Origin of the sequence: Corynebacterium sp. 5QC2CO (assembly GCF_024580435.1) — a bacterium.
GTDB classification, from domain to species: Bacteria; Actinomycetota; Actinomycetes; order Mycobacteriales; family Mycobacteriaceae; genus Corynebacterium; species Corynebacterium jeikeium_D.
This window is the reverse complement of record NZ_JANIKI010000003.1, coordinates 175345-192040: the sequence shown is the minus strand read 5'-3', so window position 1 is coordinate 192040 and position 16696 is coordinate 175345. Positions and strand designations below refer to the sequence as shown.

Sequence of the window (16696 nt, the reverse complement as noted above, 5' to 3'; positions counted from 1 at the left end):
GAGTTCATCCCCTATCTCCGCTGCTCAAAAGCTTTGCCACAATCGCTGCGGTGACTGCATTCGCAGTCGCGAATCAGTGGCAGTTGGCCGTTGCGGTCGTGACTCAGCTCTACGACTGGGCATGGCTCGGTCTCCTTGTCGGTACCGGTGCGGTCGCCATAATTATTGGTCTGATTGCATTTTTCTCGTGGCTGTCCTGGCGGTATACGTTCTACGAGCTCACCGACGATGAGGTTCGCTACGGCTCCGGATGGCTACTGCGTTCTCGACGCGCGGCACGGCTCGACCGCGTGCAGGCGGTGGATATCAACCAACCATTGTTGGCGCGCATTTTCGGGCTCGCCGAAATTGTCATTGAAACAGCCGGCGGCTCCGATTCACACTTCACAATCAAATACCTCACTCCCCCGCAGTGCGAACAGTTCCGCGCTGACGTGTTGGGTGAGGTAGAAAAGCTGGACACCGAGCTGGCACGTTCGCTTTACGACGGCGACAGCTCCACCGCGCCCCTCGACTCCAGCGCTCACATGTCCTCTCGCATGCCCGAAGCGAAGACCATCTTTGGCCCGGTCGATGTCGGACGGCTGATTACATCCGTGGCCATTGGACCCGGTCTTTTCGTCGGCATAGCTCTCATCCTCCTGGCCGTTGTCTCTGCGCTGTTCACCGACTTCATCGTGGAAATCCTCAGCGGAGTAACCATTACTACTCTGATTGTGATTGGCAGTTTCGCGCTCGGCCTTTTCGGGGTACTAAATCACTCGTGGGATTTCACGCTGAAGATGTCGTCGGAAAGCAGACGTCTGGCGATTACCGCCGGACTGTTGTCGACGCGCGCTCAGACCATTCCTATCGATCGCATTCATGGCATGAAAGTGGTGCAACCCCTGTGGTGGCGCCCATGGAAATGGTCTCGTGCGGATGTCTCGGTAGCGGGTTATGGCCTGGACGCCACACAGTCGAACAATGCGCTGGTGCCCGTGGCGCCGGCGGCGGAGACGGATACGATCGTCGATTACCTGATGACTGAGATTGCGGGACCGGCCTCTGCCGATGACCTGTTGGGCTCCTGGCAGACTCCGCGTGCAGCATGGTGGCTCAGCCCAATTGACTGGAAATTTCAAAAGGTGCAGGCCACACGCCGGGGACTGTTGGTGACCAAGGGTCGGTTCTGGCATACGCGGTTCATGGTCCCCTGGCAGCGCATCCAAGGGCATACGCTAACCATTTCTCCACTGAAGAAAGCAGCGGGCGTGGCGAACGTGCGGGTCGACATGGTGCCAGGAACTGTCACACCGGTGGCAATGGAGTTGGCACTGGCAGATGCGTATCAGCTCGCCGCACTGATTCAGGAACACAAGGCTGTTTAAAAGGTGTTTCATGAGATCTCCCAAGACGGCCGTCTCGCGCGGTTTTGTCGGATCTCGCAGGAAAACTCTCTCTGCAGGCTAGTGGCATAGTCATTACGCTGGGATGCATGACTATCGCCAAGGAAGATTACGAGTGGTACCGCAGCGCGGTGTTCTATGAAGTGCTCGTCCGGGCCTTCTTCGACTCCGACAACAACGGCTCCGGCGACCTCAAAGGGCTGACGGAGAAGCTCGATTATCTGCAATGGCTGGGCGTTGACTGCCTCTGGCTGCCGCCTTTCTACGACTCCCCGCTGCGCGACGGCGGTTACGATATCCGCGACTTCCGCGCCGTTCTCGGCGAGTTCGGCACGGTCGAGGACTTCAAGGTGCTTCTCGACGAGGCCCATGCGCGCGGTATCCGCGTTATTACTGACCTGGTGATGAACCACACCTCCGATAGCCATGAGTGGTTCCAGCAGTCGCGCACTGACCCCGATGGCCCCTACGGTGACTTTTATGTCTGGACCGACGACCCGGACACCTACTCGGGCGCACGCATTATCTTCGTCGATACCGAGGACTCCAACTGGACCTACGACCCGGTACGCGGCCAGTACTACTGGCACCGCTTCTTCTCCCACCAGCCGGATTTGAACTATGACAATCCGGCGGTGCAGGAAGCGATGCTCGATGTGCTGCGCTTCTGGTCCGATCTCGGCATCGATGGCTTCCGCCTCGACGCCGTTCCCTACCTCTTCGAGCGGGAAGGTACTAACTGCGAGAACCTGCCCGAGACCCACGCTTTTCTGAAGCGCTGCCGCAAGGTCATGGATGAGGAATACCCGGGTCGCGTCCTGCTGGCGGAGGCCAACCAGTGGCCCTCCGATGTGGTGGAATACTTCGGCGACCCAGAGGTCGGTGGCGACGAATGCCACATGGCTTTCCACTTCCCACTCATGCCACGCATTTTCATGGCGGTGCGCAAGCAGTCCCGCTTCCCCATCTCGGAGATCCTGGAGTCCACGCCGGAGATTCCGTCTTCGGCTCAGTGGGGCATTTTCCTGCGCAACCACGATGAGCTGACGTTGGAAATGGTCACCGATGCCGAGCGCGACTACATGTACGCCGAGTATGCGCATGATCCGCGGATGAAGGCCAACATCGGCATTCGCCGTCGTCTAGCGCCACTGCTGCAAAATGACCGCACTCAGCTCGAGCTTTTCAATGCCCTGCTACTCTCCCTGCCGGGTTCGCCGGTGCTCTACTACGGGGACGAAATTGGTATGGGCGACAACATTTGGCTCGGCGACCGCGATGGCGTGCGCACACCGATGCAGTGGTCGCCCGACCGCAACGCCGGGTTCTCTAAGGCCGACCCGGGTCGGCTCTATCTGCCGACCATTCAGGATGCGACCTACGGTTACCAGGCGGTCAATGTCGAAAACCAAGCAAGCTACTCTAACTCCCTGTTGAATTGGGTGCGTCGACTGATTCAGGTCCGCAAGCGCTATGAGGCTTTTGGTCTCGGCGATTTCCGCGAGTTAAACAGCGACACGGCCTCTGTTCTGACCTATCTGCGCACATTCGGCGACGAAGTATTGCTGTGCGTCAACAACCTGTCCTCCTACCCCGCGGCCGTCTCACTGGATCTGTCCGAGTTCGCCGGTGCCACCCCGGTAGAGCTCACAGGTTCGGTGCCCTTCCCTACGATTGGCACTGATCTCTACCAGATCACGCTTCCTGGTCACGGTTTCTACTGGTTCGAAATCCAGTTGCCGCCAGAGACAAACCTCGAATCGAGCGCCTCCATGTCGGCGCCGACAATCCCGGTTGCGCAGGCGATATCGGACGCGCCGGTGACGTCATCACGCGAGCACTCAGGCACCGCCGCCGATGCCGCAGCCGATGCCGTCACAAACGCCGATAATAGAGAGTGATCTTTTAAGTCCCGAAAGGCGAATGAACTGAAATGACTATTCCCACCGCCGATTTCATTGCCGAAGAGCTGGCAGACACACTGGTCAAGATGCGCTTTTTCGCTGACAAGGTCTCTGACATCGACCACGTCGAGATCCTCGCGCTTGACCCCGTACTGCGCGACAATCCCGGCAGTCCCGATGTCGATATCGCATTGGTGAGGGTGCACACCGCACATTCCGCACCGACCTATCAGCTGCCCATCGCTTGGGCGGAGGACGTCCCCGAGGGTCACGAGCAGTCCCTACTGGTTCGCGCCGAGGGCATCGTCGGCTACGACGCTCTGATCGATTCGGATGCCATCACGGCACTCGGCCAGAAGCTTTCCGACGAAGGCAAGCTCGGCCGCATGGAACTGCGGCGTGTGCCGGGCTCTGAGCAGCCCCGACCGGAATCCGGCCGCCCCATGGGAGTAGAGCAGTCGAATACCTCGGTCATTTTCGACGACCGCGTGATGTGCAAGTTCTTCCGTCGCCTCTACCCCGGCACCAATGCCGATGTGGAGCTGCTGGCCGCACTCGCCCAAGCGGATTGCAAGTTCGTACCTGAGCTCTATTCCTGGGTAGAGACCACCATTGGCGAGGACACCTACACCACCGCAATGCTGCAAGAGTTCGCACCGAACTCGGTCGATGGCTGGGAGCTGGCTCTCGGCGCGGTGCGCGATGCCATCCGCGACGCCCAGACCCCGTTGGAAGATTTGGGCACCGACTTTACCTCCGAAGCCCGTGCGCTCGGCGAAGCAGTGGCCTCGGTGCACAGCAGCCTCGCCGCCGCTGTCGCGGTAAAGGAACGCCTGACCGGTGCGGAGCTGGTGGCTCCCCTGCGCGCTCGCCTGGACTTCGTCGCTGGTGTGGTGCCACAAATTGCTGAGGTCAAGGATAAGGCGCAGGCTATCTTCGATCGCGCAGAGGCTGCGGTGCCGGAAGGTGGTGCCGTCGTCCAGCGAATCCACGGTGATCTGCACTTGGGGCAGGTATTGCGCACGCCGAGCTCATGGCGCTTGATTGACTTCGAAGGCGAGCCGTCGCGCCCGTGGGAGGAGCGCCGTCTGCCGGATCACCGCCTGCGCGATATCGCCGGAATGATTCGCTCTTTCGATTACGCCGCTCACTACCCACTGCTGACGGGACGTGAGGACACCGAGGCAGCGACCGAACGTGTTGAGCAGTGGGCTCGCCGTAATATCGATGCCTTCCTGGAGGGCTATGGCGACAGCAGTGACACGGTGCTGTTGGAAGCGTTCGTGCTGGATAAGGCCATCTACGAGTGCCTTTACGAAGCCCAGAACCGCCCCAACTGGCTGCCGCTGCCACTTGGTGCTGTGCGCTCGCTGTTAGGATAGGGATTTCGTCGCAGTAAATTCATAGCGGGGGCACCACCCCGTAAGATAGAGGTCTTTCGTGCGTCTGCTCAGCAGAATCCTATCCACCACGCGAGTGCTCTGGCCTTTCTATATCGGGGTCATCGTCTGTTCGCTGGCCACCGCCGCCGCGTCGTTGATTAGCCCCTTCCTCATCCGCGATGCCACCGACGCCATCGTCGGCGCGGTGTCCAGCGATGAAGGCTTGAGCCAAGCGGCGATGTCCGACACCACTCGCACCGTGATTTGGCTGGTCATCGGGCTGCTGATTGCCGATCTGACGCAAACCATCGTGCATAACATCGGTGGTTACCTAGGCGATGTGATGACTGCGCGCATGCGCGAGATTCTGTCGACCCGTTACTACGCGAAGCTGCTGTCTCTGCCGCAGCGCTATTTCGACAGCCAGGTCACCGGCACAATTATCGCCCGCCTGGAACGCTCGATTACCAATATCACGCAGTTCCTCCAGGCGTTTTCCAACAACTTCTTCCCGATGCTGTTGACCGTCGGCGCGGTACTGGGCATCACCGCCTGGCACTACTGGCCCCTGGCGGTGCTATTAATTATCGTTTTCCCGGTCTACACCCTGCTGACCGCGCTGACCTCGAAGCGCTGGCAGAAGATTGAAGCGAAAAAGAACGAACAAATCGATATCGCCGGTGGCCGTTTTGCCGAGGTCATCGGCCAAGTCAAGGTTGTCCGCTCCTTCACTGCGGAGCTGCGCGAAATCGCTTTCTTTGGTTCCCGCTTCCGCCGCACCATCTCCCTGACCCGCGATCAGTCAACGTGGTGGCACCGCATGGATGCCCTTCGCGGGGGCATTTTGAACATCATCTTCGCAGGCATCTACCTGCTGCTTTTCCTGCGTACGCTGTCGGGAGAATTCTCCATCGGCACCATGGTCATGCTCATTCAGCTGATTAACATGGCGCGCCAACCAGTGACCATGATGAGCTTCCTGGTCGACGCTGCCCAGCGCGCAGTCGCCGGTTCGCGCGATTACTTCAAGGTCATGGAGCTTACTCCAGAGGCCCGCACGCAGCCGGAGCTGCTCAGTGCAGCGACCGCGAATAACGGCGACTTCGACTCCGCGTCCGTTGGTTCCACCTCAGACGCAGAGTCCGTCGACAGCGCCCACCGTTCCTCCCTGGAACGCGCAGCCGAACAGGAGGCAATTGGCGCTCCCATTGTCGACTTCGACGCAGTGGATTTTGCCTACGAAGAGGACAAGACGGTGCTCTCCAATGTCAGCTTCCAGGCGTACTCGGGCCAGAAAATCGCCCTGGTCGGCGAGTCGGGTGGCGGCAAGTCCACCATCGTCAACTTGCTGCTCGGCTTCTACGCCCCGACCGCAGGCCGCTTGAGCGTGCTGGGGTCGGATGTCTCCGAGGTTTCCGGTTCCACTCTGCGTGCTGGCTCTGCCGTCGTGTTCCAGGACTCGTCACTGTTCTCCGGCACGATTCGGGAAAACATCGCCTACGGCAAACCCAATGCCACCGACGAAGAAATCATTGCCGCCGCGAAGAAGGCCAACGCCGACGACTTCATCCGCAGCTTCGCCGACGGCTACGACACCACTATCGGCGAGCGAGGTCTGAAGCTCTCGGGTGGCCAGAAGCAGCGCATCGCCATCGCGCGCGCAATTTTGAAGGATGCTCCCCTGCTCATCCTGGACGAGGCCACTTCGGCACTGGACACCAAGGCAGAACGCGAAGTTCAGCGTGGCTTGGACAAGCTGATGGAGGGGCGCACCACGGTCATCATCGCCCACCGCCTGTCCACGATTTCCGATGTGGACACCATCGTTACGCTGCGAGACGGTCACGTCGACGAGGTGGGCGCACCCGCCGAATTGGCACAGACTGACGGTATCTACGCCGAGCTGCTGCGCCTGACGGCCTCAGCTTCTGCGGCGGATCGTCTGCGCCTGAAGAGCTACGGAATCAAGGGGTAACGCGCCGTCGTCAAGCATGCGGGAAAGCTTGACGACGAGAACCTCCTTGCGCTCTTTTACGGACGGCGAACAATGTAGCGGCCGGCGCCTGGGACAATTTCCACCGTGACCGGCATCGGGAACATGAGGTCGCCGTCGGCGTAGGCATTCATCTGGCGTGGCGGGCCAATGTATTCCACGTAGGCCTTCTTAGCGCGATAGGTGCTGACCTCACCGATTTTTTCAACGGTGCCGTCGAATACGGACTTGAAAGCAAGGGCGGCCTTAATCCGTCCGGCCTTGCCAATGACGGTGATGTCCATCAAGCCATCGGAGTGGTCTGCCGACGGGCAAATTTTCATACCCCCGCCGTAGGAACGAGTGTTACCGAAAGCGGCCAGCGTGATCGGGTCTTCGAGAACCCGATCGTCATCCAGCGTGATGCGGAACGGCAGCGAGTGAAAAGCCAAGAACTCGCGGACGATGGCCAAGTTGTAGCGGTTGCGGCCGTGTGGCCAGGTCATCTGATTGACGCGGTCGGAGACAATGGAGTCGAAGCCGGCACACATGATGGTGCCGAACCAGCGCTGGTCCCCTGCCTCATTGGTGATGCGGCCGAGGTCAGTGGTTGTCCAGAATCCATCGGCGATGACGTGAGCTGCATCGCGAGCGTTGCCGCGCGGCAGATTGTATTCGCGGCCGTGGTCGTTTCCGGTGCCGGCCGGAATAATACCGAGTGGGATGCCGGTCTGTGCCTGCTCCTGCAGTGCGAGGTTAATCATGCCGTCGCCACCACAGACTGCCAGGGCATCAATTCGACCGTCGGCGATGACCTCACGGATGAGCTTGCGCGCGTCGTCGGGGTTAGCACCTTGAAGAGCGATGACATCGATGCCGCGATCCGCGAACACCCGGCTCGCCCGGGCGGAGGCGATCTGCGAGGCGCCATGACCGGCGTGGGGGTTAGTGACCAGAGCGAGGGTACGAATCTCAGTTGTTCCCAGCGGGTAGTTGAGATCCTTGTCGTTAGCGTTCATCGAAGAATTACCTACTTTTACGTGGGCTTTTGACCGGCCGAATCTGGCCTTTATGCGGTTTTGCTTCCGCATCTAACTAAAGTCTACCAAGATTGATTGACATTTTTTGAGAAAACGTAACGCAATACCGCTATAATAAAAGATGTAAAGATGTGCTTCTGCGCAAGTTACATATAATTCCGCAGTTCAGGCTCGCAGCACCGATGCCTAAGGAGAAGCTCAGGATGTCTAACAAGCTCACGATTCCGTACCGCATGCGCTGGTGGGGCTGGGGTGTTGACGGCAACGACAAGCCAATCACCGCGGCCAGCGAGAAGCTACTGCAGCGTGAAATCGGTATGTCGTTGGACGCAAACAACCCGCCGCGCAATATCGCCGACGTCACCATCCCCGATAGCCGCCTCAGCACCGAGGATATCGAAGCCCTGGGCGCTATTGTTGGCGAGGATGCCGTCGCCACCGACCATGACACCCGCGTCAATCACGCGGTCGGCCGCTCCTACCCCGACCTGGTTCGCCTTCGCGCAGCCAAGCTCGATGTCGCCCCAGATGCTGTTGTACTACCGAAAACTGAAAAGCATATCGAGGACCTGTTCAAAGTATGCGCTGAGCGCAAGATTTCAGTCATCCCCTTCGGTGGTGGCACCTCGGTCGTCGGCGGCGTGGAGGCTGTTGACGGAGGCATGGGTAAGGCCATCGCGGTCTCCATGACCGCCTTTAACAAGATTATCGACATCGACAAGGTCGCTGGCACCGTCACCGTTCAGACCGGTGTTTTCGGCCCCGACCTGGAAAAGGAGCTGTCCAAGGCCGGCTTCACCGCAGGTCACTTCCCGCAGTCCTTCGAGTACTCCACCGTCGGCGGTTGGGTTTCCTGCCGCTCGGCAGGCCAAGAATCCTCTGGTTACGGTCGTATCGACCGCAACGTGATTGGCATGCGCGTCGTCACGCCAGCCGGCACCATGGAATTCCGCGACATGCCGTCGTCGGCATCCGGCCCAAACCCGCGCGAGCTTTTCCTGGGCTCGGAAGGCACCCTGGGCATTATCACGCATGTGACGATTGCCCTGAATCAGCGTCCGCAAAAGGAGATGCTCTTCGACACCTACTTCTTCAACTCCTTTGAGGAAGCCGCCGAGGAGCTGCGCAAGCTGGAGCAGAGCGGAAATATCCCACACCTAGCGCGCATCTCCGACGAGAAGGAGACGCTGTTCGGCCTCACTCAGCTTGGCTCTGCCAGCATGTCCGAGAAGGTCACAAAGTACCTGAAGCTGCGTGGCATCAACACCCCGTGCATGGTGATTTTTGGCTTCGCGCAGACTGATCCGGTCGGCGCCCGCGTCACCCGTGAGCGCCTGGCCGCTCGCCTGCTGACCAAGAAGTGCGTCCGCATGGGCTCCATCCCGGGCATGGCTTGGGTTAACCACCGCTTCTCCTCGCCGTACCTGCGTGATGTCATGATGACTCGCCGCGTCGGAGTCGACACCCTGGAGACCGCCACCACCTGGGATAACGCCGCTACACTGCGCCGCGAAATCGCCTCCGCGATGGAAGCCGCTGGCGAGAAGCACGGCACCCCGGTGTACGTCTTCTGCCACATTTCACACATGTACGAATCCGGCTGCTCGCTGTACTTCACGTACTTCTTCCGCGAGACCGAGGGCGAGATCCTCCAGCAGTGGATGGACATCAAGACTGCGGCATCAGAAGCCATGATGAACTTCGGCGGCACCATCACGCATCACCATGGCATTGGCCAGGATCACAGCCCGCAGTACTACGAGGAGAACACCGAGTTGTTCGCCAAGGTCATGCGCGCAATTAAGGACGAACTCGACCCGGCTGGCATCCTCAACCCGGGCAAGTTGGCTACCGGTCCGCGCTCCTTGGAAGAGCGTTACGACGGCAACATGATTTAACCCTGTTGCCGCCGGCTTCGGCTAGCGAGCTAGACTGACCAGTTCGCTGGCGTAGATTTCCGGCGACGTTGGGCCGTCATAAATAAACAGTGAAACGTAATCGTCAAGGGTAAAAGATTCAAGTGCTGCGGTCATTGTCGCTGTCGCTTCTTCCTGGGATTCCAAGCAAAGATGCCCGGATAGTGGGATGGTCGGCTCAATCGGTGCGATTTCGTCCGTGCGACCGCAAACAGCGTGGCGTTTTACATGCCTAAGCGCGCTTTTCTAGTTACGACCTGTCTGGGGTGGCACGGACTGGAGACAGCAGCAACACATCTGCAGTGATGGTGCAATAGCAGCGAAAGCTCGGTTCATGGACTCAGAGCGGTTGGACGCTGGGTGCATAGCCATCGAGGTGTCTCCTTCCTTGTAATCCCGGGAAATGATTCGCAACTAAGAAAGACTTCTTGAATCAATATCCGTGCCGATCGTTGATAATGAACAACTTAGTCTATTTCTAAGCGCCTTGCAATGGGGTACGCCCGAAATAGTTCACGCTCACTACGCACTCCACAACTTCATCACTTACGCCAGATAGTTTCATCACTATTACCGTCTTCGGGAAAGTCGAGGAAGAAAGACTATGACTGCCACACACGCTCCTCAGCGCGATCGCTCAGCGGCGGTTTTGAACAAAGCTCGTCGGCAAGCGGACTTGAATCGTCTACGCGAGGAAACCGTTAAGGGCGACATCCCTGATCTGCTGGTCATCGGCGCCGGTATCACTGGTGTCGGCATCGCTTTAGATGCGGCGTCGAGGGGTTTGAAGACCGTTCTCGTCGAATCGAAGGACCTCGCTTTCGGCACCTCTCGGTGGTCATCGAAGCTCGCCCACGGGGGCTTGCGCTACCTTGCCAGCGGCAATGTCGGCATCGCTCGCCGCTCAGCTATTGAACGTGGTGCGCTGCTCGACGTCACCGCTCCGCACCTGGTACATAACCTGCCGCAGGTCGTGCCGGTGATGGATAAGTTCGCACCGCTGACCCGAGTTTTGCCGCGTTTAGGCTTTTTGGCCGGTGACTTCCTGCGCATTATCGCTGGCACCTCCGCCACTACCCTGCCGTTGTCCCGCACTGTCAGTTCCCGCCGAGTCAGCCAGCTTTCGCCGACCGTCCGTAAGCGCGACGTGCGATTCGGCTACGTCAACTACGACGGTCAGCTGCGTGACGACGCACGTCTGGTCACCGCTATCGCTCGAACCGCCGCTAGCTATGGTGCAACTATCCTGACCCGGGTCCGCTGCGAGACTGCCTCTGGAACGAGCGCCACACTAATCGACGAGCTCACTGGCGATTCCTTCGAGCTGCCGGCTCGCGCTGTGGTCAATGCCACTGGTGTGTGGGCCGCAGACCTAGCGACGAACATCAAGATTCGCCCATCTCGCGGCACGCATCTGGTTCTTGACGCCGCGAAGCTAGGCAACCCTACCGGCTCTCTCACGGTACCGGTTCCTGGTCACACCAACCGTTTCTGTTTTGTCCTGCCCGCAGAGCACAACCGCGTCTACATTGGCCTGACCGATGAGGATGCACCGGGCCCGATCCCGGATGTTCCGGAGGTACCGGAGGATGACATCGTTTTTCTGCTCGATGTCATCAACCAGGCACTCGAGGTTCCGCTCACTCGCGACGATGTCATCGGCGCTTTCGCCGGTCTGCGTCCGCTCATCGACGCCGGCGAGGCGCACACCGCGGACCTCTCCCGCGAGCACGCCTTGTTGGAAGCTCCGAACGGCCTGATTTCCATTACTGGTGGCAAGCTCACCGAGTACCGACTTATGGCTGAACAAACCGTGGACAAAGTGGCAGAAAAGCTCGGTGTTTCGCTTGCTCCGTGCTCCACCCGCACCATCCCTGTGCTGGGCTCCGAGCCGGAGGAGCTCGACCGCGCTCGCACCGCTGCCGCTGCCGGACGTATCCCGATGCCGCTGTTTAACCGCTACGGTGCCGAATCCTTCGAGGTCATCGAATCTTGTCCGCTCGACCGACCGCTCGACCCGGTAGCGGAGGGTCTCGATGTCACCCGCGCCGAGTTCGCCTGGCATGTGACGCACGAGGGAGCTCTCAGCGTCGACGATATTCTCGATCGCCGCACACGCCTGGGGCTGGTCAAGGCTGATCGCGAAGCTGCCCTGCCAGCTGCTGAGGAGGCACTGGGGCTGGCCTAGCGCTGGTCGTTGCCGCGGCTGCTTCTGATGTGGCCGTAGCTACTGGATAAAGCGGGGAGTCTTCGGACTTCCCGCTTTTTCTGTATACACGGGAATTATGAGTGTAAATAACGCTGTCACTTTCCCCTCCCTCGATGAACTCCGCTCCCGCAGGACGGTCAAATGGACCGCATATTCCCCGGACGTGCTGCCACTGTGGGTCGCCGAATCCGATGCCACAACCTGCCCTGCGGTCAGTGCTGCAATCGACGAGGCCTGTCAGCGCGAACAGTTCGGATACCTCTCGCAGGACATCACCGCGCTTACGACCGCAACCGCGGACTTCTCTGCAGCACGCTACGGTTGGCGCCCAAACCCCGACAATATCTTTGCAGTCGCCGATGTCGTCCGCGGTGTCACGCTCGCAATTGAACGCTTCACCCGCCCCGATTCCGCAATTGTCGTCCCCACTCCCGCCTACATGCCGTTTTTCCAGGTAGGTCCCGCGCTGGGACGCGAGACCGTGTGCATTCCCACGCTTGCCGACGGCCCGGATCTCGGCGCCCTCGAACGCGCCTTCGCCGACGGTGCCGGTTGCCTGATCTTGTGTAACCCGAATAACCCTCTCGGCTTTACCTACTCCCCCGAAAAACTGCGGGAGATTACCGATTTAGCAGCACGATTTGATGCGCGCGTTATCTCAGACGAGATTCACGGCCCAGTTGTTCTAGATGGCACTCACACTCCAACCGCGTCGGTGTCGGATACTGCAGCGGCCGTGACTATCACGGTGACTGCTACCTCGAAGGGCTGGAATACCGCCGGCCTCAAGTGTGCGCAAATCATCTTTAACGACGAAGATGCCAAAACCTGGCTGGAGCTGCCCTTCATTGTGCGCGAAGGGGCTTCTATTCTTGGTGTCGCCGCTGCCACCGCCGCCTACCGCGATGGTGTGCCCTGGTTGGATAATTTTGTCGATGTCCTGCGCACCAACCGTGAGACTCTGCGTACACGTTTGTCCACTATTGCGCCACAGGCTCGCTTTACCCCACCGCAAGCATCATTTTTGGCGTGGTTGGACTTGGGTGACGTGCCTGGTGTTGACAGTGAGGACCCAGCTGCGTGGCTGGTTGAAAACGCCAAAATAGCACTCAACCCCGGCTTCGCATTCGGCGAAGGCGGGGTTGGGCATGTGCGGCTTAACTTTGCGACCTCCCCGGAAATCCTCGGGGAGGCCCTGGACCGTCTTGACGCGGCCCTGCGCTTGTAGTTGACGCTTTAGTTGGTGACAGTGACGCTGCCATCGGCGTTGACAACAACGTTGGCGGCCAGAGCGCGAGCCAGGTTCATGCGAACGTGCTGGCCCTCACCGTCAGTGCGGTCGAGCGGGTAACCGGATGGGATTGCAGTCTGAGCGAGGATGGAGCTGCGCTGTTCCTCAGTCAGCTGCGGGAAGCGGGTCTCCAGCAAACCTGCGTAACGCTTCGGTACAACAACTGGCTCGTTAGCCGGGCCAACCTGCTTAAAGTCGTAGGTCATGCGTTCGGTGTACTGCTGAACGGCAGCTGCGGTGCTCATGTACGGAGTGTCCTTGGCAACGCAGTTGGCGATGGTGTCGCCACAGCGGTACTCGAGCTCCGTACGCAGCTCATCCATGGCTTCTTCGATGAGTGGGCGGAACTCTGGGTCTGCCCAACGGTCAGCTGCGGCCTGGTTGCCCATCATGCGGCCGCCCATGACGTCCAGCGGGTAGTGGACGCCCATGACAAGGCGAGAATGACCGGCCTCGGACGCACGCGCCTGAATCTGCGGTGCAACCTCCGGCAGCATCATGGCCAGCATGGTTGAAGTCCATGCAGCCTTGTTGGTGTGGCCCGACGGGTAGGACGGGGTGGTCGAGTACGGGTCGTCCTGACCTTCGCGGTAGTAGCGCTCGATGCGCTCCGGTGCCACCACAAACGGGCGATCGTAGCCGTAGACGTACTTCTCGAAGAAGGTCGAACTGACCAGACCGCCACCGCGAGCAAGGTTGCCGGACAGCAGTGCCTTCACCTTCGGCAGGCGTCCCTCATCGAAAGCATCACGGAAGTGCTGGCCCAGGTTTGCACCGAAGGCAGTGGAGATGTTGATCAGTGGATCCAGGTAGTCGTCATCGAGAGCGAGTTCCTGTGCCTGCGGGTCATTCTTGGCAGCGTTGTTAATGCGGACGACCGTTTCGAGGTTCTGGTCCATAACCTCTGGGTGGCTCTTCTCCAGCTCCACGAATGGATGCACAACGTAGAAGTAGAACCAGTTATCGGTGGCGGCATCCGACGGGTACGCGCGTGCAATCTGGTCCGGGCGATACGAGGTTGGCTTCGGCGCATTCGGGTCGGTGTTTTCATCGGAAGATGATGGCAGCGAGATGGAATCCGGGACCTCGAAGCCACCGCCGGGCAGCTCAATGCCTTCTGGAGCGGCCACATTAGCTGGAAGATCAGAAACAGAGTCCAGGCGGTTGCCGAGCTCGGCCAACGGGTTGACCGGAGCTGCCACGGCCGTTGCCGGTGTAAGCCCCATTACAACTGCCATTGCTGCGGTAGCAGCGCCGACGCGAGTACGTGTTGCAGTGCGCTTGTGCGGCTTCAAAGAAGACACTGAAGCATTCCTTTCCAGATTGCTGCGTGGGAGGCACCAGTTGTGAAGTGCTCTATAAGCCAAGGTCTGACAAAATCTTCACTTATGTTAAGCGCACTGTGAGGTTTCGGCGCGTTGAAAAGAAACAAGCTTTCAAAATGCTAGGGCCAATCGTGGGAACTTTCCCCCTCAGACTCCGGGTTTTCACTGATAAATGCATAAAAGAAACCGGTTGGCGGGATAAACGCCCGTCAACCGGTAAGAATTCAATACTCGCCCCAAACGGGGCTAAAAGCGTGGACTACTTGGAGTAGTCGTAGAAGCCACGGCCGGACTTGCGGCCGAAGTGACCCGCCTCAACCATGCGCTTGAGCAGTGGAGGTGCCGCGTAAGTCGGCTCCTTGTACTCATCGAACATGGCATCGGCAATGAACTTGATGGTGTCCAGACCAACCATGTCGGCCAGAGTCAGCGGACCCATCGGGTGCGCACAGCCATTGACCATGCCGGCATCGATGTCTTCTGCAGTAGCAATGCCGTCCTGCAGCATGCGAATAGCGCCGAGGATGTACGGAACCAGCAGGGCGTTAACAATGAACCCCGAGCGATCCTTAGCGCGAATGACGGTCTTGCCCAGCGCCTCGGAAGCGTACTCGTACGCACGCTCCGACTGAACATCACCGGTCGTCAGAGTAACGACATGCTCTACCAGAGGCAGAACCGGAACCGGGTTGAAGAAGTGCAGACCCATGACGCGCTCCGGGCGCTTGGTAGCTGCGGCAATAGACTGAATCGGCAGCGAGGAGGTGTTGGAAGCCAGGATGGCATCTTCCGACTCAACAATTTCATCGAGCTGCGAGAATACGCTGGCCTTTACTTCCGGGTTCTCCACGATGGCCTCGATGACCAGCTCACGGTCAGCGAAGTCTTCCAGCTTGGTGGTGAAGCTAATACGCCCCAGAATCTCATCACGTGCAGACTGCTCTAGCTTGCCACGGGAAACGGCCTTATCCAGCGACTTTTCAATACGGGCGCGACCGGACTCAAGGAACTCCTCCTTGGCCTCCCAGACCTTGACATCGCTACCGGCCTTCGCACAGACCTCAATAATTCCGGAGCCCATCTGACCGGCGCCGACGATACCTACTCGCGAGATACTATTTGCCATTGGCGTGTTTTCCTACCTTCTACTCTGGGTTATTAGTCAGCATTGTGCTTCATCCGAGTGCGCATTCGCTTGACGACGATCACAGCGCACTGGCTTTATTTACACGCTACTCACTTCCCCGGTTCCCCGGGCACGCTTTGCAGGACTTTTTACTTGAATTTCCCCCCACGAGCTTTGGGCAGCGGCTAGAACTGCATACGTTTTTCCAGCGCCTGCTGAATATCTTCCAGCTGCTGCTGAGAAGAGCGTGCCAACTCTTGCAGGTCGTTTCCGCCATGCTTTTCCAGTTCTTCCCACTGGCCGAGCACCTTATCCAGGCTGCCTTCCATCAACGTCAGATAAGCCATATCTGCGTGCGGCCCCTCCTCGTTTTCGAGGCGAGTCATGGTGGCGGTGTCGAGCTTGGTCTCAGACGAATCGACATCGACGCCGAGGGTCTTGACTAGCTGTGCTTCCTCTTCGGCAAAGATTGGCTCCGCCTGCTGCGCAATCTTTCGGGTCTCTTCCGAGACCGTTTCCTTCGCAATTAGCGTCTGCGATGCTGTCTTCAGCGCCGCAGTATCTGCCGCCAGCTGAGCCAAGTTATCCCGAATGGCGGCGGTGGAGGCAACAGCACTCTGCTCCTGGCTTGACTGATTCTGGTTGCTCTCCAGGGCTGCCTCATCGCTATCCCCACAAGCACTGAGACCAACGACGAGAGCAGAGGCCAGCACAGCGGAGCCAATACGCAGGCCACGTCCAATCAGGGAATAGGTGTCGCTACTGGAAGCGGCTGCGCTATCGCGAATGGTGTCTGAGGACATTAGTCGACCTGCAGCTCGCCCATGCGATCCCAGTCCTGCTTATCTGGCAGTCCCTGCGAGACAATCTTCGGGGTCTCAGCGAGCAGCGGCTTCATCGCCTCCAGGCCCTTGGCGAAGTGCTCGGAATTGACGTGGGCTTCACCAGCGTCATCATCGAACGCCTCGACGAGGATGTACTGGTTGGGGTCTTCTACGCTGCGAGACCATTCAAACCACTTGTTGCCAGCCTCTGCGCGGGTGGCAGCGGTGAACTCAGCGACGTGGTCCATCCATTCGTCGGCAAACTCCGGCTTAACTTGGTAATTCACAACGATAAAAATCATGTCGCCCACTGTAGGCG

The 16696-nt window shown here is 59.2% G+C and carries 12 protein-coding genes; 7 read left to right on the top strand and 5 right to left on the bottom strand.

The annotated features are described in order from the left end of the window. The first annotated feature begins 50 nt into the window (after window positions 1–50). From NQ014_RS04485 to NQ014_RS04470, 4 genes are all read left to right on the top strand, one after another. Window positions 51–1370, top strand: a complete 1320-nt coding sequence (locus NQ014_RS04485) for a PH domain-containing protein (RefSeq protein WP_257073932.1) — start codon at window positions 51–53, stop codon at window positions 1368–1370. A 107-nt stretch (window positions 1371–1477) separates the two neighbouring features. Next, on the top strand, window positions 1478–3289 hold the full coding sequence (gene treS / locus NQ014_RS04480) for a maltose alpha-D-glucosyltransferase (protein WP_257073929.1): 1812 nt from the start codon (window positions 1478–1480) through the stop codon (window positions 3287–3289). Window positions 3290–3321: 32 nt separating this feature from the next. Next, entirely contained in the window at window positions 3322–4674 is a 1353-nt protein-coding gene (locus NQ014_RS04475) for a hypothetical protein (protein ID WP_257073927.1), read from the top strand. A 58-nt stretch (window positions 4675–4732) separates the two neighbouring features. After that, entirely contained in the window at window positions 4733–6649 is a 1917-nt protein-coding gene (locus NQ014_RS04470) for an ABC transporter ATP-binding protein (protein ID WP_257073926.1), read from the top strand. Window positions 6650–6705: 56 nt separating this feature from the next. On the opposite strand, the gene NQ014_RS04465 is transcribed toward NQ014_RS04470, so the two are convergent. Then, window positions 6706–7665, bottom strand: a complete 960-nt coding sequence (locus NQ014_RS04465; RefSeq protein WP_257073925.1) for a diacylglycerol kinase — start codon at window positions 7663–7665, stop codon at window positions 6706–6708. Window positions 7666–7889: 224 nt separating this feature from the next. Between NQ014_RS04465 and NQ014_RS04460 the strand changes: the two genes are divergently transcribed. From NQ014_RS04460 to NQ014_RS04450, 3 genes are all read left to right on the top strand, one after another. Then, window positions 7890–9584: an FAD-binding oxidoreductase gene (locus tag NQ014_RS04460; protein WP_257073924.1), complete on the top strand. Its 1695-nt coding sequence runs from the start codon at window positions 7890–7892 to the stop codon at window positions 9582–9584. 622 nt (window positions 9585–10206) lie between these two features. Continuing rightward, entirely contained in the window at window positions 10207–11790 is a 1584-nt protein-coding gene (locus NQ014_RS04455; protein WP_257073923.1) for a glycerol-3-phosphate dehydrogenase/oxidase, read from the top strand. Window positions 11791–11887: 97 nt separating this feature from the next. Beyond that, a complete protein-coding gene (locus NQ014_RS04450) occupies window positions 11888–13039 on the top strand; it encodes a MalY/PatB family protein (protein ID WP_257073921.1) in 1152 nt (383 codons plus the stop codon). Between the two features lie 8 nt (window positions 13040–13047). On the opposite strand, the gene NQ014_RS04445 is transcribed toward NQ014_RS04450, so the two are convergent. From NQ014_RS04445 to NQ014_RS04430, 4 genes are all read right to left on the bottom strand, one after another. Then, a complete protein-coding gene (locus tag NQ014_RS04445) occupies window positions 13048–14406 on the bottom strand; it encodes a phosphatase PAP2 family protein (protein ID WP_257073920.1) in 1359 nt (452 codons plus the stop codon). 280 nt (window positions 14407–14686) lie between these two features. Continuing rightward, window positions 14687–15553 carry a 3-hydroxybutyryl-CoA dehydrogenase gene (locus tag NQ014_RS04440; RefSeq protein ID WP_016423138.1) on the bottom strand — a complete coding sequence of 289 codons (867 nt, stop codon included), beginning with the start codon at window positions 15551–15553 and terminating at the stop codon, window positions 14687–14689. Window positions 15554–15738: 185 nt separating this feature from the next. After that, entirely contained in the window at window positions 15739–16356 is a 618-nt protein-coding gene (locus NQ014_RS04435; RefSeq protein ID WP_257073919.1) for a hypothetical protein, read from the bottom strand. Next, window positions 16356–16679 (bottom strand): putative quinol monooxygenase, encoded by a 324-nt coding sequence (locus tag NQ014_RS04430; protein ID WP_257073918.1) that lies wholly within the window; start codon window positions 16677–16679, stop codon window positions 16356–16358. Before NQ014_RS04430 ends, NQ014_RS04435 begins: the two co-directional genes overlap by 1 nt. Window positions 16680–16696: the final 17 nt, after the last annotated feature.